Consider the following 23618-nt stretch of genomic DNA (forward strand, 5'->3'; position numbering starts at 1 on the left):
TTTTTTCTTATGATGTTATCAATTTTTAATAGGGTCTATTATCTTCCGGAATTTCCCAATGCGGGTTGAACCGTAATATAGGATTCACGATATGAACACGAAAATGTGCAGAAGACACTTCCCCATGATATCTATTTGTCCCAATGATATGCTCTACTGTTTTTAGACTCCAGGGTTTCCCCGTATCGAGCGAATAGCGCTTAATATCCAGAAATCTTTTCAAATGACCGATAGGTAGTTCCCTGCGTCGTTCCTCCAATACCAGTAGAACAGTCTCATCTTGCGTAGCAGGTACGCCCAATGAAGGTGTTCCGGTTTTGAATCTAAACCGTCGCAAGGTATTCAGATCGGCAACAGCTTCGCTTAGCCGATTGGTCCGCGCGTAAGCCTCTGCTCGCATTAAGAGAACCTCGGGATACGTAAAGCCAGAGGTCATTTGGAATTTTGGAGTGCCCGTTGTTCCAGCAGTAGCCCCTCTATAATACTGTATACGCATACCATCATCATACACTATTCCTCCAGAAGTTGTTTTATAACCCGGTGCTTCCAAAAAGAAATATTTAAATCGTAAATCATTTTCTTTGTCGAAGAGATCGATAAAAGATTCCGATGGGTAGGAGTCATTGGCTAAACCGGCACGTTGGTCCGTCGCTCTAAAAAATAGGATTTCTCTACTTCTGGGCAAATTGATCGAATTGTCCGGACTGGTAATAGTGCTACTTACCGGATTTTGTGGATCGGCGAGAGACAGCTCGTTGAAATCATAAACAACTTGATCTACGCCGTTCTGTATTGAACGTTGCCAAGCCCTATCGGCGTAATACAAAACACTGTCATATTGCTGTGTAAACAAGTGATAATACGCCAGCATAGCTTCTGTCGCTGTTTTGTTAGGCCTGGATGGATAACTTGTCGTTTCTGGGGCACCATCAAGCGCGATATGTAAGTCCGTCCATACTTTTTGAAAAACTTCTTCCTGCGTGGATATCATTGGAATCGGCTTACTCACGTCGCTATCGACTACATAGGGTAAGGTTTTTTCGTTATTTTCTTGGTTAGGCCGGTAAACAGGTCCATAGACCAATGCTCCCTGAAAATAGGACCAAGCTCGACCTGCGTATGCTTGGGACATTACGGCTTTTGCATCGGCAGACTGGGCGACCTCATCTCCAAGCCCTTCAATACCATCGATCACGTTATTAAAGAATTTTGCCGAGCGGTACATTCCCCAGTCCCAGAAGTAATCGGATGTATTCGGGTTACCGTAAGGTTGGCGAAAAGTAAAAGCATAGTAATTGTTGAGATTTGGCGATCGGTTCTTCAAATAAGCAATTTCAGCTAACGATTCCGAATAGCTGAGATTGTCTGTCAAATGACCGAGGTAACAAACACTATTATTGCTCAGAAAGGGGTAGCGGACGATATCGATGTTGTCCAACAGATGGTCAAAATCGGCTATTTGGGTTGGGATAAGTTTACCTTTTGGTTTGACGTCCAAATAATGCTGACAGCTTGTCGTCACGACCAATAACGTAAATAGCATGTTATATAAGTTTCTTTTCATTGCTCTATCTTCTAAAATCCAATATTTAAACTGAGGTAAAATTCAGGTCTTGGGCGGAAAGGTGTGAAACCTAACTCCGCCTGTGTACTGGCCGGATTGATCAGTTCGATGGCTTCGGGATCGATTCCCTGCGAATTTTTTGCAATCATGAAAACATTGCGCGCCTGGAACATCAATGTTGCCCTTGATATTTTAAGTTTGTTCAGTGCGTTCGGTTTGAAATGATAAGCTAGCGATGCGTCGCGCATCTTTAAAAAGTTCCCGCTCTCTACGAAGATGTCCGAATACGGGAAATAAAAGAAGTCAAAAGAGAAAGGTGACAATACCGGATATACCGTATGCTCTTCGTCGCCGGGCTCCCGCCACCGTTTGCTGACATCTTTATGCTGTATCTTGCTGCCATCGTAGGTCGGTCGGCGCAAGACATTCCCCGTTCTGGCGACCAACATAAACGCTAATTCAAAATCGCTGTAGCGAAAAGAATTTGTCAGTGAATACGTAAAAGGAGCGCGCAACGTCCCGCTATACACCAAATCGTCGACCTGTATATTTGCCCCATTTTGCTTCTCGCCGTCCTGATCGAAAAAAAGCGCATTTCCGGCATTGTCCAGTCCTGCATTCCGGTAACTAAATAATGCATTAGCAGGATAGTCTACACGATTGACTGAAGTCATTAGGCTGCTGGCGTATTGATAATTTACATTATACTCCACGACTTTATTCCTGTTGTAGGAAAACGTTCCGAATGCGTTCCACTGAAACACTTCCCCTTTGATGAGCTGGGCGTCTATGGAGACTTCCAGACCATCGTTGTTTATCTGTCCGACATTTCTCGTCAAATTGGTGTAGCCCAAGGTCGGATCCACCAAATCCGGCGCCAGTAAATCTTTACTGATTCTCGAATAGTAGTCTACGCTCATGTTTACTCTATTTGTCAGCAGCGAGAAATCAACGCCTACATTGCTGGTGACCGTCTTTTCCCAGCGCAAAGCATTGTTTGGAGGAGAGGAAATGTTATACGAGATATTTCCGGTAAGGTTATTGTAAGTGCCGGGAGCAATGACCAGGAAAGGACCTGAATCCAGCGAGATGTTTCCATTGATGCCGTGTGATGCACGTATATATAATTTGCTGAACAGGTTTGTATTAAAAAACTTTTCGTTAGAAAGCTTGTATGTTCCACCGACGGACCACAACGGTCTGTACCGATAGTCTGGATTGGTACCGAAGAAATTGGTTTGATCCAACCTGATGCTTCCACTGAACAAAAAGCGATTATCATATTCGTAAGATCCATTTGCATAAGCAGAAACAAAACGGTTATCACGATATTGATAAGCACCAAAGCCCGCGGTAGTAGGTCCACCGTACATATCCGCATTATACACCCCGGCATTATAATCCGCGTAATTAAACGGGCTGAATGTTCCTGAAAGGTCATCGTAACCAAACCTCGTTGGGGCAATACTGTTGTCTACAACATCTCTGCTTATTTCGCCTCCCAATAAAGCGATAATTTGATGTGCAGCAACACGTTTATTGTAATTTAGCTGGCCACGTAATACATAGTTTTCGCTGGACAGCCGACTTTCATCAAGTCGATCACCATAAGGGATATAATGTACGCCTTGTTTGGAAATAGATGTATTATCATTGTATATCGAGCGCATCGTAAAGGAATTGCGGTCGGATAAGCTTCGGCTCAATATATTCCCTCTAGACCAAAGGCCACCGATCTGCGCATTGATGTCATCGTTTACCTTCACGCGAAAGGTTCCACCTATCCGCATCTGAAAATTATTACTGCGATTCATTTCCAGCGGTAGATCTTCCAGTAAATTTAAATGCATGGGTTGCATTCCTGTAATCCCGGCATAACGTGCTACCCGTTTAGGGTTGACCGCATATTGGTTTATCGACGTACCGCTGATCGGATCTACAAGCAAGTCATAGGGTTGGAAAGTTGTATTCGAATGGTACTCCAATATACTGGTAGGCGTCCGTAGCGGTGCCGACGACCGACTATAGTTTATATTTGACAACAGCTGCAGGGATAGGAATCGGTTTAATTTCCAATCATTCTTCAAATCAAAAATAAGTCTGTTGTCGTTGCTGCCAACGGTTTGGCCTTGTGTTTCCACGTATCGTAATCCAGCAGAAGTTATATTGTTTTCCTGCCCTCCTGAAAGTTGTATATGATGCTGATGTCGCCATTGGTCACGGAAAAGATGCTCTTCGATCTGACCTAACCCATCGTGCTGCCTGAGCTTGTTCAGTTCCTCGTTTACGAATGCTTCGGTTACTAGGTCTTGGCTTTCAGCAACCTTCAAGTAATTGACATAGGACAGGTATCTGTAGTTGTTATAGCCATTGAGATACGTGTTTGGTGATTGCCTGTATAGATCTAATTCTGCATCGATGTAATCCGAAGAGGAGCTCCTGTTGAGGTATTTCAGCAGTGGTTTTAGTTCCACACTCACCGTAGGTTTATACTCGAATCGAAACGCCCCATCTTTCGCTTGTTTTGTCGTGACCACAATAACCCCGTTGGACGATCTCGCCCCATAGATCGATGCGGCAACGGCATCTTTTAAAACCGTGATATGTTCAATATTATCGATATTCAAGGATTCCAGACCACCTGATATGGGATAGCCGTCCACCACGATTAATGGTGATTTTTCAGAATTGAACGTCGATGTTCCGCGAACCTCTATGTTCCCTTCCCGTGTTACCACCAATCCACTGGCCATACCTTCTATGGCCGTTAAAACATCGGGTTGTAACTTGTTTTTCAGTTTCTCCGCATCAATGATCGCATAGGAACCTGTCGTCCTTTCCCGAGGAATGCTTTGGTAACCTGTATTGATAACTTGTACTTCCTCCAGCTCGCTTGGTAGTAGTTTGAGGTTAATGGTCATCATTTCTTTGCTGACGACAACTTCCGTATGATCATATGCGATGTGACTGATGCTTAGCTTTGCGTTATTTGCCACCTGAATAATAAGAAAATACCCTTGCGGATCGGTCACCGTCGTGATCGGACTTCCTTTGACCCTGACCGTTGCTCCTTCGATAGGATTGCCATTGATATCCCTTACGTAGCCTTGTGCGGGTACTTGTGCTACAGGTTTTTCAGTGGGTCCGGCATGCGGTTTCGGGTATATATGTACCCTTTTCCCTTTTATCTCGTAGGTGTAAGGCTGATTGTCAAAAATTTGCTTCAATGCATCCTGTAAAGATCCGTTTTGTATGTGTACTGTGACGGGAAGGGCATGTTTTAGTGCATCCGTGTCGATAGAAAAACTGTAGCCCGTTTGTTTACGGAGTTTGGACAGTACCTCCTGTAAAGGTCTGTTCTTCTCATTAAGCGTTACTTGTCCGTTGTCCTGGTAAAAACTCTGGAACAGAAAGCTGACAATAACGAAAAGATAAGTCATTAGGTTTTTGTATTTCATTTTAATTCGTAATACGATTGTTAGTTAATGTTTTAATGTGTCAGTTCCATCTACTTTTTCAATGACGCTATTTTACATATAACTTTCCTCCTTTCATTTCAAAGGTTGTTTTACTGTTCGCTTGGATCATATCCAATACCTCAGACAAAGGCAGATTACGGTTAATCTCGGCGTAAAAACGACGGTTAGGCAGGTTGTTATAGTCAATCTCGATATTGTACCACCTTTCTAATTGATGCAGCACATCAGAAAGTGGAGCGTTATGAAATATAAACCACCCGGATTGCCAAGAAACATAGGGCGCTACGTCTACCGTCTCCACAGAGAAGCCCTTATCCGTCCATGTGGCCTGTTGATTTGGCTGCAGGGTCATCTCACTGGCCTTGTAAGCCAACTTTACGCGTCCACTGACCAATGTCGTAACGACACTACTTGGTGTATAGGCGGAAACATTAAACTGTGTGCCCAAAACTTCTATCGTTTCCCTTGTCGTTTTGACCTGAAATGGTTTTTCCGGCATATGGGTAATATCAAAGAAGGCTTCTCCCTCGTCTAATGAGACTATTCTTTTAGATCCCTTGAAACGAATCGGATATCGAACGGTGGAACCGGCATTTAACCATATCGTACTGTTATCTGGAAGGTTTATGCGGTAGGTTCCTCCTTTCGGGGTCGTCATCGTATGATAGATTTCGTCATCATTGATCTCACTGCCTGCTTCCGTGCTATAAGTTAAAGATCCATCATCTTCTATAACAAAAGTAACCCCATTTTGGGTCAAGGATTGTCCTGGCTTTAGTTCCTTCAATGTATACGATGTGCCGTTATCCAAGGTTAAAGTCGCCTGATCGGTCGCGGGAAGGATTTCCTTTAGTGCGGCATGTTGACTGTATTCTAGCTGATTTGTTTGATATTGCCAGTATAGAAATGAAAATAGGGAAACGATAAAAATACAAGCTGCGGCATAGCGAAGTGCTTTGTTTGTTTTGAAGACACTGATGATGGATTTTTTACGTCCTCTTTCCATTTTTTCAAGACGGATCTTCTCTTTTACTATCTTGAGGTTCTGTGATAGGATTTGTTCCGTCTGGTCATCTAAAGTGGGCGCCGGGCGTTTTAATTCGTTCTCTAAAACTGCATGGAGCTCGTTATCATGCTCTGATAGCGCTTTAAGAAGGTAGTCCAGTTCCTGCTTGCTGCAATATCCATCTAAATAGCGCTTGTATATATCCTTGAGTTCTTCCATTTCACAGTGTCTTTTATATATAATACGGCGAATAGGAAGAAGTTCTATGCTCTTTTAGAAAATTTTTTCAAATACTGCTATAGATTTATAGCAGTATACTACTGGCTATGGCCAACACCAATAAATGGAATTCATCCTTTTTAAATTCGGTTTGCAAAAAACGGATGGCCTTTGCCATATGATCTTTAATCGTGCCGACAGATACACCGAAATGAGTAGCTGCGTATTCATATGTCTGGTTTTCCAATTTGATCAGACGGAAAACTTTTTGTCTTTGTGCGGGAAGTTTGTTGATTAGTTTTTCCAGCAATTCCTTTGTTTCGTTATGCCTAATATAGTTTTCGATATCATCTTGTTGCAGCTCCATGTGGCGTAGCAAATTTTCCTTCAATTGCTGCTCTTTTTCTGCTTTTTTATAAAAATCGATAGCGACGTTTTTTGCAATGGTAAATAGGTAGGAAGCTAAAGGTTGATTTTCATCGATACGGGCGCGATATTGCCATAACTTCAAGAATATATCCTGATGAAGTTCATTGACTACTTCAGGAATTTTGATCATACGCTTCAGGTTATGGAATATCCTGTGCTTATAGGTTTCATAAATTTGATCAAACGCAGCTTCATTGCCTTGTTTTAAGGCTAAGAGCAATGTTTTCTCTTGATCATATGTTTGTTTGTTGGTCAAATTGAGCGTATAGAAAGTTATCTCAAAGTAGGATGTTACTCCTTACAATATATGAAAATTACGAATTAATTTTCGGATCGTCTTGATGGCAGCACTAACTTGATTCTTGACGGTGTGGCGGGAAATATGTAATTCGCTGGCAATCTCGTTATAGCTATATCCTTCATCACGCATCAGATAAACGGCTTTGCGCTGGGGAGGCAGTTGGTCAATGGCTCGCTGAAGTTGAATAAGAAACTCTTTGTTCTCCATATTATTGTCTTCTTCGTGTACGAGCTGTTGCATAGATTCCCAAATAGCTTTCTTAAGTTTGGTGTCGGAGGATACTTTACGGAGATAGTCCATCACTTTATTCCGGGTGAGTATAAATAGAAAAGACTCGACGGATTTGATTTCCTGAAGCTGAAAGCGAATTTCCCACAATTTCATAAACACGTCATGCACGATATCGCGGGCAACATGGCTATCTTTTGTGAGGTGAACGGCAAGCTTAAATAGCGCCCTTTCGTAAGATAGAAATATATCGTTGAATAGCAGACGCAAAGATTCTTCCTGCGATGTGGTATTGTCATCCGGTTTGCGGGAATCTGTGGTTATGTATGCTGTGCTATCTTTGGACTTCATAATACGTTAATCCAATAAATTTCTAGAACGCCTTGCAATAGAATTAATCTTTTGGAGGTTTTCTTGCGGATATGACAAATATAAAGAATATGATTTAAAAAAATTAACAAAAAAATAACCTTCATAATAGGACATAACCTTTTGGGCTTCGTCTTTATGAATAGATTAAACGATGAACGCACGGATTAACTATTTACTGAGACAATATTTCCACAATAGATCAAACCAAGAAGAGTTGGACGAACTATTTGGTATGATCCGATCCGCCAAGTACGATCAAGAGTTGGCTTTGCTGATCAAAAAGCTATACGAGGAACTCAAACGAGAAGATCCTTCTTTGACATATGTCGATGACAATGGCAAGCTGTTGGAATTTCCAGATTTTGCAGGACAGCAAGATCGCTTGCAGTTAGATCGTCAGGAAAAATCATCCGGCCGTAGCTTAAGATGGTATATTGGTGTAGCCGCATGTGCAGCGATGCTGTTGGTAGGCTTTTTCTATGGTCAGTGGTCGCAAGATCGTAAACCAGAAGAGCATGTGCGTGTAATCAATAGCGTAGCGCGAGATGAGAACAAGATCATCCACTTAGCAGACGGGAGCAAGGTCTGGATCAATGCTTCCTCCAAACTGGAGTATCCCCAAGAATTTAAGAAAGGACATCCACGGGAAGTTACGTTGACAGGGGAAGCCTATTTTGAAATCGAGCACGCGGAAGACTGGCCGTTTATTGTCCATACGGACGATGTACAGACCAAAGTGCTGGGGACGAAGTTTAATATCAAAGCATATCCCGGTATGGAAGATATATTGGTGACGGTCAAGAGCGGGAAGGTGATGGTCAGCAAGGAGAACAAAGCACTGGCAACATTGCTCGGGAATCAGGAATTGAGCATTCCGATGATGGCAAGTGCTGCTGTCCCTGAGATAAAGGAAAAGGAATTAAAAAGCAAAGTAGCGGGAAGTTGGACAGCAGGATATCTGGAATACGAGGACGAATCCATTGCCTCTGTTCTAGCCGATTTGGAACGTTTTTATCAGCGTTCTATAGAGCTTCATAATCCTAGGTTGGGCGATAAGATCATCACGTTGTCCGTGCCAAAAGAAAGTGACCTCTCTTACGTGTTAGAGATACTAACCGTGTTGACAGAGAGTCGTTTTAAAATAGAAGACAATAACTATATAATTTTTTAACCTGATAAATAGAAGAGAACATATGAAACAGTAAATACACATCAGATAGAGAAGGCCATCTCGGCTGGTCCCCGAAATGGCCAAGGATTCAATAAACAGATTACGTTATACTAAATCATTATCAAAATTATGCATTTAATCCCAAACAAGTGCAATAGGAGATTATTAATGAAAATATCCTCGTTAGCAATATTATTGACTTGGTTTGCTACAGTCGTAGCAGCCAGTTCTACGGCTCAACATCTGACCGAGATAAAAGCATCGTTGCCCTCGCGTGTTACGTCTCTAAAAGAGGCTTTAAAGCAGTTGGAGAACCAGACAGACATCCGCTTCACCTATGTGAGCAAAGATATCAATGCTTACAAACAGGTGCAGGTAAATCGCGGCAGCGCAGATTTTGCTGCAATTTTGGACGACCTGCTGGAAGGTACAAATCTTGCGTATCAGCAGGTTGGCAAAACCGTGATCATCAAAAAGAAAGCTGCTGTTTTAGAGGGTGCGGATAAAAAGGAAAACGGTTTTGCGCAACCGCAACGTCAGGGTCGTATCGTGGATGAAACAGGCAAACCGCTTGCCGGTGTCACTGTCCGAATAAAAGGTACACCTCAAGTGACTTCTACGGATCAGCAGGGTTTTTTTGAGGTCAAAGAAGAAGGAACCGTTACGCTGATTGTCTCTTATATTGGATATCAAACTCAAGAGATCGTGTATGTGAATGACACGCAAGAGATCGTGCTCGCTCCTGATTTTGGTAATCTCGATGCGGTAACCGTGATTGCTTATGGTACGACAAGTAAGCGCGTCAGTACAGGATCTACGGCGAGCATCACGAGTGAGGAGTTGTCCCGTGCACCAGTCAACAATGTGCTGGAAGCGTTACAAGGTCAAATCGCCGGCTTGGATATCAATGCTACGAGCGGTTTACCGGGATCATCTCCCAATGTACGGTTGCGCGGAATAAATTCCATTGCGGCTAGCAGCTCGCCTTTATATATCGTAGATGGTGTGCCATTCTTTTCCGAATCACTCAATATGTTTACGGGCGATAATGGAAATCAAAGTCCCATTGCGGGAATCAACCCCAGCGATATCGAGCGAATAGACGTACTTAAAGATGCCGATGCAACAGCGATATATGGCTCCCGAGGAGCCAACGGCGTTATCCTGATCACAACAAAGAAGGGCAAAGGGGGCAGTACCCGTGTCAATTTCAATGCCTATACCGGGGCTAGTAAGGTAACCAATATGGTCGATATGTTGTCGACGACCGAATACTTGGAACTAAGGCGCGAGGCTTTCCAAAATTCGGAAGTTACTCCTGACCCAGACATACCGGATCTGTTTGAGTGGGATAAAAACTTAGATCAAAATTGGCAGAAGAAAATGATGGGAGGCACAGGAAAGTTGACGGAAGCCAACGTTTCCCTAAGTGGCGGTTCCGAAACAACAAACTTCCTCATAAGTGGTACGTTGCGGAAGGAAGGTACCGTACAACCAGGCGACAATGGCTATAACAAAGGCTCCGGTATGCTCAGCGTAAATCACAATTCGGCAGATGGCAAATTCAGTGCATCGGCAACGGCAAACTATACCGGCGATTTTAATAACGCCATAGCGACCGATATCAGTCAATATTATGATCTGCCACCCAATATGCCGATCTATAACGATGACGGTTCGCTTTATTGGTATGGTAATATCCAGAATCCGTATGCACTTCTGTTGCGCAAACAAGAAACGCGTAACAAGACTTTACTCACCAGTGGTATGTTGCGCTACAGTCCTGTCAAAAATCTGAACCTTTCTGCTACGATAGGTTATAATAATACGACGCTTAATCAACTAAGAATGCTTCCAATTTCTTCGTTCAAACCGGATGCTGGGGCGGTCAGTACTTCGCATTTGGGTAATGGCTCGTACAGTTCGTATAGTATAGAACCACAGGCGAGTTATGCACTGGACCTGGGAATCGGTAAGCTGGATCTATTGGCAGGATTAACCTGGCAACAAGGCGTAAATGACGGAAATTATTTTATAGGCGAAGACTTTACCCTTGAGAGCCAACTGAACAATATTGATGCAGCAGTCAGCGTACGCTCCAATGGTATGCGTTATAGTAAATACCGCTACCAAGCGGGGTTTGCCCGGGCTACTTACAACCTGAACGATAAATACATTATCAATGGTACGTTCAGAAGAGATGGTTCGTCACGTTTTGGCCCTGATCGGCGGGTCGGCAATTTTGGGTCGATAGGTGCGGCCTGGGTGTTTTCGGAAGAAGAATTCATAAAGGACAATACCTCGTTTCTAAGTTTTGGCAAACTACGGGGTAGTTATGGTGTAACCGGAAACGATCAGATTGACGACTATGGATTTATGGACACCTGGAGCTTTAATAGTTATCCGTATGATGGTGTTGCAGGATTATACCCGACTCGCGTAGCCAACCCCCTATACAGCTGGGAAACCACACGTAAGGTGGAGATCGGGCTGGAGCTTGGATTTTTGGACAATAAGTTGACTTTGAATGTAAATCGTTATTTGAATAAATCGGAGAACCAGCTCATAATGTCTAGATTGTCTCCGCAGACGGGCTTTACGGGATATACGGCCAATTTGCCAGCTATTGTCCAGAATAGGGGATGGGAATTCGAGCTGCGTTCGGTCAATCTTAAAAACGAATCCTTCGAATGGAGCACATCCGCAAATTTGACCGTTGCTACCAGTAAGTTGTTGGCTTTCCCGGGATTGGAGTCACTTGAGAGTTATGACAGAGAACGCTTTGCATTAGGTTATTCGCTGGAAAGCGTATATGGTTATAAATTTACAGGTGTAGATTCCCAGACGGGTATTGCTCAATTTGAGGATATAAATGGCGACGGAGAGCTTAACGCGGAATTGGACGATATGTATGTTATGGGGACACGACTGCCAAAGTTCTTTGGCGGTATGAACAACAGCTTCACCTATAAGAACCTAAACCTTAGTTTTCTATTACAGTTTGCCAAACAGGAGGGCGAGCTGCTCAACTACGGCTATATGGCCGCAAGCGCGCTCGGGACGATGACAAACTTCGATGTGTCGTTACGCGACCGTTGGCGACAGCCTAACCAGCAAACGGATATTCCTCGATCGGCATCTACTTCAGCGGACGAAGCCTATAGTACCTACAATACGTACTACCGCCATTCGGATGCGCTATGGGGAGATGCTTCGTATATCAGGTTGAAAAACGTGATGCTTAGCTATGATTTTACATCACTGCTGCCCGCACTGAAGACGCAACGTATTATGCTGTACGGTCAGGGACAAAATCTGTTGACCTTTACAAAATATGATGGTTTCGATCCGGAAACAAAAGGTAGGCTGATGCCACCGATGAAGCAGTACACTGTAGGGATTCGTTTTACATACTAAAAAAATTGACATGAAGATTTTTAAATATATCGCGCTTGCCTGTATGAGTTTAGGGCTTTGCGCATGTGAGAGTTACTTGGACGTGGGGGTGCCGAAGGATGAGGTGGCCTCCGGTTTGGCTTTTTCAGACGATAAAGTGGCGACAGCATCTGTAACGGGTGTGTATGCACGCATGAACCAGCTGAATTATCAATTTGCCAACGTCCTCTCTATGGTACTGCCGGCTATGGAAGCGGATGAGTTTGCATATGCCGCTCAATATGCAGCATACGACGAATATAAAAACAACGCCGTACTACCCTCTAATCAGTTTTTAGGTACGCTCTGGTCACAGCCTTACCAGTATATTGCGCAGGCCAATATGTGTTTGGAAGGGTTGGAAGCCTCTACAGCAATATCTCCACAGGTAAAAAGCCAATTGATAGGAGAAGCTAAATTTCTGCGGGCGTTCTGTTATTTCTATTTGGTGAACAACTTTGGAGCCGTGCCGTTGATACTGGGAACCAATGTCTCGGAAAACAATGTGAAGGGCCGTACACCAGAAGACGAGGTTTATACCGCCATCATCGACGATTTGAAGGATGCGAAAGCAAAACTATTTGATGGTTATCCCAGCGGTACTGATGTTGATGCTACAGGCGAACGCATCCGCCCCAATAAAGGGGCTGCTACAGCACTGTTGGCACGTACTTATCTCTATGCCGGTAAACCAGATTTGGCGGAAATCGAAGCGACAGAAGTCATCAATAATCCGTTATACAAACTCCTGCCCACAACTGCTATGGATGATGTGTTTTTGAAGAACAGTGAAGAAGCTATCTGGCAGATCCAGGCGGTCAATACGGCGGGAGGACGAAATACATGGGAAGGATTTCTCATTATACCGGCGAATTTGGAAACGGGTACCGCCTTGTTTCGTTTGATCCCCAATTATCTCTACGATGCTTTCGAATCGGGAGATGAGCGCCATGAACACTGGGTGGGTAAAATTACCACGGCTGCAGGAGTCACACATAAGTATCCATACAAGTATAAAGCTCGGTTTGGCGTAACGCCCGTTGCGGAATATACGATGGTACTGCGGTTAGGTGAACAATATTTGATACGGGCAGAGGCACGGTACAATCAAGGAAAGTACGCCGAAGCGGAGGACGATATCAATACGGTCCGTCAGCGCGCAGGGCTCAGCCTGCTGTCGTTGGGTAATGATGCAGATGCTGTCCGTGAAGCTGTAGAGCAGGAGCGAAGGGTAGAATTGTTCGCGGAATGGGGCCATCGTTGGTACGATCTGCGCCGTTGGCCCAGTGTAAATGGAACAGCGGGCAAGACGAGGGCGGACGATATCCTTCCGGCGCTTAAGCCAGGTTGGCAATCCAATGCGATTTACCTGCCGCTACCACAGGAAGCCACCATGTCCAACCCTAATCTCTAATATTCGTCTTTTATTAAAAATTCGACCATGATGCATATAAAGAAATTGTTATTGCTCTTTTGCCTTCTGATGGGCGCGGGAATTACCTATGCCGCCAAGGGGAAGACCACGATTACCGGTAAAATAACAGGCTTCAAAGGAGGTGTCGTATCCCTGAGTTATCAGGCATATACGGTACTGAGCACGATGGAAAAACAAGAGCTCGAAGTCGGTCCAGATGGCGAATTTCGCTTTGATATCGACATCTCCGCACCCGTGAGGGCGTTCTTCATGTTCGGCTCCACACCGGTTGAAGAAAAGTTTACTTTAACGAAGGGAGACGGTAAAGATACCACCATGACAACAGGCACCAACCGACCGGAAATGGTCTATCTTTACCTCAAGCCCAAGGGTAAACAACACGTCGAAGTGACCATGGGCGATATCCAAAAAACGCTGCAGATTACAGGAAAAAATCATGCCGACAGCTATTATTTGAATCAAGAAGACTGGCAATTTAACCAATATAGGGATAAGCATTTGAAAAATTATTTTGCCTATGTACATTATGATCCTTTACGGTATCAAGCCTATGTCGAAGAACGAAAATCCGAAAGATCACGATTTCTGGAACAGTATACCCACGAACATAAAGTCTCCAAACATTTGAGGCATGTCAGTGAATGGAATATCTATACAGATGCCATCATGGCTAGATTGCTATATCCATCCATGCGACGTAATTACCGCCAAGACGGCTATCAAGCTGATACGGTTTACTATAGTTTTCTGGACAGCGTGAAAGTAAATACAACCAGAGCAGATAAGGGTATAGCGTATTTTTATTTTCTCGACTATTTTCTAAAGGAATCCCATCGCTTATCTGGTTCCGAAAAAGATTATATTGACTATGTGACGGAAAAACTTTCAGATAGACCGTTATATGAATATTATGCTTTCGCCCTTCAGTCGAACTTCAAACGCAAGTTGTACGATAAATTTGGTTCTGCTTCCCCTTACCGCGATCTGGCAAAAAAGGTAAAAGAAAAATTTAAAGACATGGAAGGGATGCTTGAAGGTAATCCGGCTCCGCTGTTGACGATGCAGGACACTTCAGGTAATGCCTTTACGTGGAAAGACTGGAAAGGCAAGTATATCTATATCGATTTATGGGCGACTTGGTGCGGCCCTTGTATTCAGGAAATTCCTTCACTTCAACTTCTGGAGCATGATTATGCAGATAGGAATATCGTATTTGTCAGCATTTCGGTAGATAGGGAAAAGGATAAGCAAAAGTGGATAAACTTTGTGCGTGAAGAACAGCTAGGAGGGATACAGGTCTGGGTGGATGCGGACAACCATAAACGTATCTCCCAAGCATTCCAAATCCAGCAGATACCGCGGTTTATAGTCCTGGATGATAAAGGTCAGATTGTGGATGCCAACGCGCCACGACCGTCTGATAAGCGAATACGGACCATGCTGAATAAATTGTTGAGATAACGAGAACGACTGGAACAGTAAAGTCGAGAAGATGAACATCGGCGCAGATTATGAGAAATATCCCGGTGTGATTATGACGATTAAGGGGACGGAATAAAGCCATGTCTCGTGCGAGCGTGCGGATATTCTAGATGCGTTTGATTTATAATTTGCATATTTGTTTTTGTACAAATAATATTGATGAAAGATGTTAAATCAGAATTACAAAATATCATTTGTGGAAATGGACAGGTTGGCGATCAAAGCCAACTCCGAAAAATCCAAAATTTCCTTAGAATTCATGCGTGCACAGGTCAAGAATCTGAAAAACAAGAGCGTCTCAAAAGTGAAGAAGAAAAGCTTGTCGTAAATGTAGAAGGGTTCAAGTATCTGACGGAATCACAGATTTAGTTCTGTTAAGACAATTCTTGGAGTATAATACCTTTACCAACATTCGAAATAATGATTACGAGAGTAAGCAACATGGTATTATCCTTGAAGACCTTCATGACGAAAATGTTCTTTTTAGAGCAGGAGTATTCTATTTTTTTGATACCGTGTTCTATCTAAGTAAGCGCTTTTTTGACAAAAATTAGTGCAAAGCCTCCCTTTTGTACATATACATAGCCTCGCCCACCATGTACTTAACGACTATGTACAGTGACATAATCAACCAAGCAATGAAGTTTTCAGTTTCGAACAGTGTCAAAACGAACTTGTTGCCTGACATAACGACAATGTCCTTTGAATGGTCAATGACCACACGGGACTGTTTGGAGATGTTCCGCGCGTGAATGACAGAGTCCTTGTAGTGGACGGCAATGTCACGGGACATAATCAATAACTCATCTGACATATTAACTATGTCCGGGGACAATGTCAATATGTTCCGTGCGCGCATCAACATGTACATGTACAAAGACCCGATGAAATATACCATCGCTGTTTTCCCGTACGCAGGCGTGCTGTCGTCGTACGACTTTAACAGTTCGCCGAGCAACAACACTACGTCGTTGTACGGGAATACAAACAACCAGTCCAGGGAAGTGATCAAGATGTCCTTCCGATTGGTCTCCCTGTACGGGAGATTCGTTTTTCCCTACGCCGAAGCTAAGCTGCTGTCCATCATGCTCATTCTTTCGTCTGCCGAGATGATGCTTCCGGCCATCCTGATCGCTTTGACGTATGTTGACACCATCTTCCCGTACGTCGATATGTTGTCGGCATACGGGGTTAACGTTTTTTTGGACAGGGGCAACGTTTCGCCATACGCCGAGAGGACTTCCCAATATGCCGACGTGAAAAAGATGGGCGGAAGGAGCGTAAAGATGGGCAACGAAATGACGTCGACGCACGACGGCATAACACTTCCGTCCGCCGGCGTCGCATTTCCGTTCGGCGTAATGATAAAAATAACTAAAAAAATTAGTTTTTTTAGTTTTAGTTTTTATCTTTGAAGCTGAATCCAATTGTAAGTGTTATGAAAAAGAACAGAAATTTCTTGGGCAAGTATGTAGATATGTGTACCGACTTCGGCATGAAACTATATTTCGGCCCGGATGGTGGAAAACCAAATCTCATCAATTTTCTTAACGGTCTTTTTGATGGGGAGAAGGTCATCAAAGATCTCGAATATCGTCCAGCCGAGCACAATGGTACGCAGGATAAAGATCGTAAGGTCGTCTTTGACCTCTACTGCACCAGTGCGGACAATAGTCACTTTATCATCGAAATGCAGCAGCTGTCGCAGGAGTTCTTTAAGGATAGAACGGTGTACTATACCTCTCGACTAATCAATAAGCTCGTTCCGCGTGGACACAAAGGCAATACATATGAATTGCCGGAAGTTTACTTCGTTGGTATACTAAACTTTGTTCTGGATCGATCGATACCTAATCAGTATTATTACGATGTGGCCTTGTGTGATCAGCAAAACAAAAAGGTTTTTTATGACAAGCTAGGATACAAGCTATTGGTCTTGCCTTGTTTTAATAAGGAACATTCTGAAATTAAGAGCTATATGGATATGTGGCTGTATCTGTTCAGGCATATGGAAGAGCTGGATGAAATGCCGAAGTTTTTGGATAATCGGGTATTTGGGCTTATATTTGACATCGGAAAGGTAGCAAATTTAACGGAATCGGATATGAAATTATACGAGTCAAGTTTGAAGAACAAGCGGGATGCGGAAAGTGTCCGCCTTACCGCAATTAAAGAGGGGCGTCGAGAAGGATTAGAGAAAGGAATAGAGAAAGGTCGTCTGGAAGAACGCGCCAAAGCCGAGGCAGAAAAACTAAAATATGCGTTGAATTTAAAAAAGAGGGGGATTTCAGTAGAAGATATCGCCGAAGATTTAGGGCTTACTGTTGAGCAAGTCCAGAAACTGAAGTAGCTCGTTCAAAACTCCAATACCGTTAAATTCTGCGTTCTGCTTAAGGTATATAGTAGTAATTTTTATTCGAAATTCTCTTACTTTTTAGTTGACCTTGGTTGACCAAGGGTCGTGCTTGGTCGGTAATATCCTTATTGGTAAGGTCGCCATAGAGAAAATCTTTGTCTTTCCTCAATTTATCTATGATATCCAGCACAGACTTTTCAGATTTGAAAAAATTAGTATCAATTAAAGAATTCAACCTCTCTCTTATTGCATTTGCCTTCTCCCAATATTGTTTAGCATTCTTTTTCGGCAGATCTTGAACAACAGCGGTGTGCGGATAAAAGTCGTGAGGAGAAATACCTAAATCTAGCGCAATAGCATTTATTTGATCGTGGGTATACATTTCCGGTCTAAGAGGATTTTCAATGTGGCCAATATATCCATCCGTCACATCCAATATCATAGCAATATATGACTGTGATTTCTTATGATACGTTCTTATCTGAATACTTCGGTTAATGATTTCAAGCTCAAATAGAGATTTTTTGTGCATTTTGTTCGTTTTTTTTTGCAATCTCTATAGTTATGACTATATTTGGCTATAGTTATAGCTATAGAAATATAATTAGGTATGAATAAAGAGTAATTAGATAACTATTTTTAACACTTCAATTCGAATGTGAGGTGTTTACTTAAAGGTCTCGTTCGAGCAATGTGGTAATTGATTAGGACACGAGCGGTAAGTGAACACCTCGGTACAATATTTATATTGGGCCGAGGTATTACTGATTGTGTCTGGTAGTTTACTACCCCCGATTACCACCGGGAGCTCGAACGTCAGTATGCCTCGGCCTAATTATTTAGGTATTGCGAGGCTCTATAAAAAATAGAGCAATGAAAACCGAAAAAGAAAAACTTTACAAAAATTTGATTGCTCCGCCAGACTAGGTGGATCCGTTCAGCCATTATGGCTTTCCCATAGGTGCGACAGCTTAGAACCGAATCATAAAACCAGTTATGAAGCCTCGTATTGTTCGCATCATTTCTAATATCATTTTACTAATTGTGTGGTCTAAGCTAGGCTTAGGCGCAGTGATGAGCTAGCAGAGGAAAAAGTCGCCGAAGCGCCTTAGTCCACACCCTAAAAACCTTAAAAATGAAGAATTTTTACGAGGGTGGGAGAGGGCTGGCTTTTAGCCTACGCAAAGACAGAGCCCGTTTTCGAAATGAAAGGACCCCCGAACCAAGAACGACCCAAACTCAACCTAAGAATGACCTAAGGATCACCCAACAACGACCCAGGGTTGGCCCTAGTTTGACCCAAGAAGCAGCTAACAATGACACGAGAAATGTACGATTAATGTACCGCGAGTGTACTGTTAGTGTGCGGGGAATGTACCGAAAAGGTACTGGAGATCTACTAAGAAGCTACTGGAGATCTACTAAAGATCCACTAAACGCATGTACCTCTGGCGTAGATCAGCGGTACAGTAAAAGTAGGAGAGAGGTAGAGGCAATGACGAGCAGAGTAACCCTTTGTCTGACAGGGTTACTTTGTTTCATGTTGTTTAATCTATCAGACGCCTGGGCGCAGTCCGCGATTCCGCGGACTGCCGAAGGGCAAAAACGAATTTTGTTAGGTGAGGTGCGTTCTGCTACTGATGGCAAAGCAGTTGAAGGTGTTTCATTGCGAATCGGCGGAACCTTGACCCGTACAGATGAGGAAGGAAAATTCCAGATTACGATCTCTGTAAATACGGGGAAACTAGAGGTCAGGCATATCGGCTTTCAGCCTCACTCTATTAACTTCAATGCGGATACCGAATATTTAGAAATTCTGTTACAATCCTTAGAAAACCAGATCGAGGAAGTCGAAGTCGTGAGTACGGGATATCAGCATATACCGAAAGAACGAGCAACCGGGAGTTTTGTGCAGATCGATAATGAACTGCTGAATAGGAGGGTAAGCACTAATATCTTGGATAGATTGGATGGTGTGACCAGTGGTGTACTTTTTGATCGGAACCAAGTCGGTAACAATCAGTCTATTGCTAGTGTGCGTGGTCGTTCTACAATTTTTGCAGATCCGAATCCCCTAATAGTTGTCGATAATTTTCCTTTCCAAGGTGATCTGAGTTCAATCAACCCCAATGATGTCGAAAGTGTAACGATTCTGAAAGACGCTGCCGCTGCTGCGATCTGGGGAGCAAAGTCTGGAAATGGTGTCATCGTAATAACCACGAAGAAGGGCCGATTGGCAGAGAGAACGAAGGTTGAACTAAATACCAATATCACTTTGGCAGATAAGCCCAATCTGTTTTACAGACCTCAACTTACATCTTCCGAATATATTGGACTGCAGGAATTTTTGTTCGAGAAGGGTTATTACGCAGGTAGCCTACGCAATGACTACAGTCATATCCCAGAAGCGGTCGTTATATTTCAAAAGAGATCAACGGGTGAAATTTCGTCGCAGGAAGCCCAAATGCGGTTAGATGAACTTGGCCACAACGATGTGAGGGACGAGTTAAATAAGTATTTTTACAGAAAGGAACTTAACCAACAATATGCCGTAAATATCAGCGGGGGTACAGAAAAGACAAGTTTCTTTATATCGGGAGGTTACGATAATAACCGATTAAATCTAAGACCGAATAGCTCCGACCGCAAGTCCATAAACAGTACGGTAAATACAAAGTGGCTTGACGATCGCTTGGAAATGTCTGCCGGAATATCTTATACGAATACCGTAAATCGATCGAGCGCCCATAGTTACTCGCCTCTCGCACCTTATGATCGCTTGGTAGACCAAGACGGCAATGCCATGGCGCTTTCTTCTAGCATGTTAAGAGCTGAGTATGCCGATACCGCGGGGAGTGGCCGTCTGTTGGACTGGAGGTATAAGCCCATAGAGGAAATTGACCGACATAACACGCATGGCAATATCAACATGCTACGGACCAACTTGACATTGAACTATAGACCAATTCCACAATTACAGATCGCAGCAATGTATCAGTATCTGAATCAACAATCGACACGGCATGTCGAAGCGGCTCCCGATTCATATGCGGCACGTGATATGATCAATAAGTTCACGCAAATCGATAGTGAGAGAGGCGCTCTTTTCTATCCGGTACCTCTTGGCGGTATTCTCGATAAATCGTATCAGCACAGGGGTGGCAACTATGGACGACTACAGGCGAATTATAGAGATGTAGTTCTCGAGAAGCTGGAGATCAATGCCATTGGTGGGATCGAGGTGAATGATAATGTGTTTGGAGCAAACTCTTTTCGATATTATGGGTACATAGCGGAGACCGGTGTGAATGCCAACGCCACTATGAATTTCCTGACACCTTTTTCGATGTATTACAATCCATCGTCAACGAGCAGGATACCTACAAATGCCTCCGAATCTGGCGGTGTTGATCGTTATTTTTCATATTATGCCAATGCATCAGTTGATTATGACCACCGGTATGTATTGTCTTTGAGCGCAAGGAAGGATGCCTCCAATCTGTTTGGCGTAAAAGCGAATCAACGTGCTGTACCTTTATGGTCGGCAGGATTATTATGGAACCTTCATGGAGAAGAATTCTATAATATTCCATGGTTGAGCAAATTACAATGGAGAGCAACTTATGGCTACACTGGGAACGTTGATAAATCTGTTTCCGCGTTATTAACATCGACCACGGGTAGTTCGAGCAGTAATGGCATAAACCATTGGGGAAGCTATTACACGGAAATAAGAAATCCACCTAATCCATCGTTGCGTTGGGAAAAAATAAATAAAATCAACGTAGGGCTCGCTTTTGAGGTGCTAAATGCTAGATTATCGGGTTCTGTCGACTACTTTTATCATCATGCTAACGATCTTATCGGTGACAGTCCCATCGCTCCGCAAACTGGTTTGACGACATTTCGGGGTAATTCTGCTCGAACGAAGACTGACGGTTTTGATATAGTCTTACGCTCTCAAAATATCAGGTCTGCCGATTTCGTATGGACCACACACTGGCTTTTGAATTGGATAAAGGATGAAGTCGCTGAATACAAAGGCGAAAAGGGATCTAACCGTATGATCGTTGAATCGAACTGGAGTAATCCGTTAGAGGACTATCCCTATAATTCCATATTTAGCTTTGCTTGGTCTGGGTTAAATGAGGAGGGGCAGCCCGTCGGCATGTTGGATGGAGAGGAAAGTGTGAATTATAGCGCGATACGCAATCTTTTGGAGCCTTCCCAACTCATTTTCCATGGCGCTGGTACCCCGACATCCTATGGAAGTATACGTAATGAATTTCAATTTGGTTCCTTGAACTTCTCTTTTAATATCTTGTATAAATTCGGATACTTCTATAGAAATCGGAATATATTCAATGGTGGAAGTTATGGTTACAGACAGGAAAAATTTGCTTATCGTTGGCAGAATCCTGGAGATGAAGCCGTCACCGATATTCCGGCGCTCACGTATCCCACGAACTCCAATAGAATAAATTTCTACAGTTATTCCGAAGCGACTGTGGAAAGGGGTGATCATATTCGACTGCAGGATATCCAGTTGTCTTACCGTTTTGCCATTGGTCGACCAAAAAACGCGCGTAACCTCGATGTTTACGCGTATGTGAATAATCTGGGCATACTTTGGCGCGCGAACCGATCGGATATCGATCCCAATTCCATAACAGGGATACCTGCTGCACGTAGCTGGTCTCTGGGTATCCGAACTAATATTTAGTTGTATTAAATGTACTTACGATGATGAAATATAAACTTTTTAAATATCACCTTCTACTTTTCTTATTATCTGTGTTATTTGCTGCATGTGATTCAGCATTCTTAGATATGAAACCATCTAAAGATATCGACATGCTGAACGATTTGGATGATTTGGAAAATTTATTGGAAAACTCCTACGTTTTCGGTAAAACCGGAAGCTTAAAAGTAGCCTCATGTGATGATTATTATTTGGTCAGTCGAGTGGAGTGGGAAGGATTGTCTTCAATGACCGAGAGAAATACCTATGTCTGGAATGCCGATCTTTTTGGTGGTGAAATCGAACAATCTGATTGGAACGATCAATATAAAGCTGTGTTCTACGCGAACGCCGTGTTGGATAGATTGGTTGAATTAAATATAGACCTAAATACCGAACAAAGTAAATACGTCAAGGGTGCCGCGTTATTTCTTAGAGCCTATGCGTATTATGACCTTGCGGCAGGCTTTTGTGAAGCCTATGATGAGGAGACTGCCCACGAAGTTTGGGGACTTCCCTTACGGACGGAAGCAGCTATAGATGAGATTGAAAGTAGGTCCACATTAAAGGAGACCTTTGATTTAATTATCGGAGACGTGGAAGAAGCTGCCAGATTATTAAAAGGGCGCCCTTTTCCAACGAATAATCGAAATCGCCCATCTATGGAAGCTAGCTACGCTATGCTAGCTAGAGTATATTTATCTATGAGAAAATACGAACAAGCATCAGCTTACGCGGATAGCTGTTTGATAAGGTATTCAACTCTAGTTGATTATAATGACATATGTAAAGACTGCGCTACGCCTTTTCTGAACGATCTAGATGAAGTCATATTCAGTTCGAATCATCTCATTGCAAACGCAAGGTTGACCTCAGTAGGTGAAAGGTTATGGATGGCAGTTGATACTTTATTAATAGATGCTTACGATCCCAACGATCTACGGTTATCCATTAATTTCCTTAAAAACAGGGAAGGAAATTTCAATAAAAAGAGGGGATATATCATGACGGGATTTTATGATTTCTCCGGCTTGGCAACAGACGAAATGTATTTGATACGCGCCGAGGGCTACGCGCGGAGGGGAGACGTCGAGCGAGCAGCGACAGACTTAGAAATGTTGCTCAATAAGCGTTTTGTTCACGACACTTTTAATGGCATCATGACCCTTGATGCCAACGATCTGCTCGATTTGATATTAGAAGAAAGGAGAAAGAGTTTGGTATGGAGAGGATTGCGTTGGTCTGATCTGAAGCGGCTAAATAAAGAAGGGCGTAATATTGTCCTCACAAGACGTTTGGGATCTGAAGAATATGTATTACCTGCTAACGACGCTCGATATGTTTTTCCGATACCTGATGACGAGATCGCGCTTTCGAACATAAACCAAAATATAAGATAG

General features: G+C 43.1%; 16 protein-coding genes. 10 read left to right on the top strand and 6 right to left on the bottom strand.

Going from position 1 to position 23618, the window contains the following annotated elements; genetic code table 11:
* Window positions 1–25 precede the first annotated feature (25 nt).
* The 5 genes from FXV77_RS00675 to FXV77_RS00695 all read right to left on the bottom strand — a co-directional run bounded on the left by FXV77_RS00675 (window position 26) and on the right by FXV77_RS00695 (window position 7577).
* The gene (locus tag FXV77_RS00675; protein ID WP_148917301.1) at window positions 26–1564 is read right to left on the bottom strand and encodes a RagB/SusD family nutrient uptake outer membrane protein; all 1539 of its coding nucleotides are present in this window, start codon (window positions 1562–1564) and stop codon (window positions 26–28) included.
* A gap of 11 nt (window positions 1565–1575) precedes the next feature.
* Window positions 1576–5022, bottom strand: a complete 3447-nt coding sequence (locus FXV77_RS00680; RefSeq protein WP_148917302.1) for a SusC/RagA family TonB-linked outer membrane protein — start codon at window positions 5020–5022, stop codon at window positions 1576–1578.
* Window positions 5023–5089: 67 nt separating this feature from the next.
* Entirely contained in the window at window positions 5090–6268 is a 1179-nt protein-coding gene (locus FXV77_RS00685; RefSeq protein ID WP_148917303.1) for a FecR family protein, read from the bottom strand.
* Between the two features lie 85 nt (window positions 6269–6353).
* Window positions 6354–6953, bottom strand: a complete 600-nt coding sequence (locus FXV77_RS00690; RefSeq protein WP_187443961.1) for an RNA polymerase sigma factor — start codon at window positions 6951–6953, stop codon at window positions 6354–6356.
* A 42-nt stretch (window positions 6954–6995) separates the two neighbouring features.
* Window positions 6996–7577, bottom strand: coding sequence for an RNA polymerase sigma factor (locus FXV77_RS00695; protein ID WP_148917305.1), 582 nt, complete (start codon window positions 7575–7577; stop codon window positions 6996–6998).
* Between the two features lie 172 nt (window positions 7578–7749).
* Between FXV77_RS00695 and FXV77_RS00700 the strand changes: the two genes are divergently transcribed.
* From FXV77_RS00700 to FXV77_RS00730, 8 genes are all read left to right on the top strand, one after another.
* Window positions 7750–8769, top strand: coding sequence for a FecR family protein (locus tag FXV77_RS00700; protein ID WP_148917306.1), 1020 nt, complete (start codon window positions 7750–7752; stop codon window positions 8767–8769).
* A 168-nt stretch (window positions 8770–8937) separates the two neighbouring features.
* Window positions 8938–12186 (top strand): TonB-dependent receptor, encoded by a 3249-nt coding sequence (locus FXV77_RS00705; RefSeq protein ID WP_246162130.1) that lies wholly within the window; start codon window positions 8938–8940, stop codon window positions 12184–12186.
* 10 nt (window positions 12187–12196) lie between these two features.
* Complete coding sequence (locus FXV77_RS00710; RefSeq protein ID WP_148917308.1) at window positions 12197–13618, top strand: RagB/SusD family nutrient uptake outer membrane protein; 1422 nt, start codon at window positions 12197–12199, stop codon at window positions 13616–13618.
* Window positions 13619–13645: 27 nt separating this feature from the next.
* Entirely contained in the window at window positions 13646–15100 is a 1455-nt protein-coding gene (locus tag FXV77_RS00715; protein ID WP_246162131.1) for a TlpA family protein disulfide reductase, read from the top strand.
* A 180-nt stretch (window positions 15101–15280) separates the two neighbouring features.
* Window positions 15281–15490, top strand: coding sequence for a hypothetical protein (locus tag FXV77_RS00720; protein WP_148917309.1), 210 nt, complete (start codon window positions 15281–15283; stop codon window positions 15488–15490).
* 17 nt (window positions 15491–15507) lie between these two features.
* Window positions 15508–15675, top strand: coding sequence for a putative polyvalent protein kinase domain-containing protein (locus FXV77_RS22640; protein ID WP_222867678.1), 168 nt, complete (start codon window positions 15508–15510; stop codon window positions 15673–15675).
* Window positions 15676–15942: 267 nt separating this feature from the next.
* Entirely contained in the window at window positions 15943–16536 is a 594-nt protein-coding gene (locus FXV77_RS00725; RefSeq protein WP_148917310.1) for a hypothetical protein, read from the top strand.
* 23 nt (window positions 16537–16559) lie between these two features.
* Window positions 16560–17471: an Rpn family recombination-promoting nuclease/putative transposase gene (locus FXV77_RS00730; RefSeq protein ID WP_148917311.1), complete on the top strand. Its 912-nt coding sequence runs from the start codon at window positions 16560–16562 to the stop codon at window positions 17469–17471.
* Between the two features lie 40 nt (window positions 17472–17511).
* Here the strand turns inward: FXV77_RS00730 and FXV77_RS00735 are convergent, their stop codons facing one another.
* Window positions 17512–18009, bottom strand: coding sequence for a helix-turn-helix domain-containing protein (locus FXV77_RS00735; protein WP_148917312.1), 498 nt, complete (start codon window positions 18007–18009; stop codon window positions 17512–17514).
* 603 nt (window positions 18010–18612) lie between these two features.
* Here FXV77_RS00735 and FXV77_RS00740 point away from each other — a divergent pair.
* Together FXV77_RS00740 and FXV77_RS00745 are read left to right on the top strand one after the other, a co-directional pair.
* Window positions 18613–22200, top strand: coding sequence for a SusC/RagA family TonB-linked outer membrane protein (locus FXV77_RS00740; protein ID WP_148917313.1), 3588 nt, complete (start codon window positions 18613–18615; stop codon window positions 22198–22200).
* 107 nt (window positions 22201–22307) lie between these two features.
* Window positions 22308–23618 (top strand): RagB/SusD family nutrient uptake outer membrane protein, encoded by a 1311-nt coding sequence (locus FXV77_RS00745; RefSeq protein WP_187443962.1) that lies wholly within the window; start codon window positions 22308–22310, stop codon window positions 23616–23618.

Source organism: Sphingobacterium phlebotomi (assembly GCF_008180195.1).
GTDB classification, from domain to species: domain Bacteria; phylum Bacteroidota; class Bacteroidia; order Sphingobacteriales; family Sphingobacteriaceae; genus Sphingobacterium; species Sphingobacterium phlebotomi.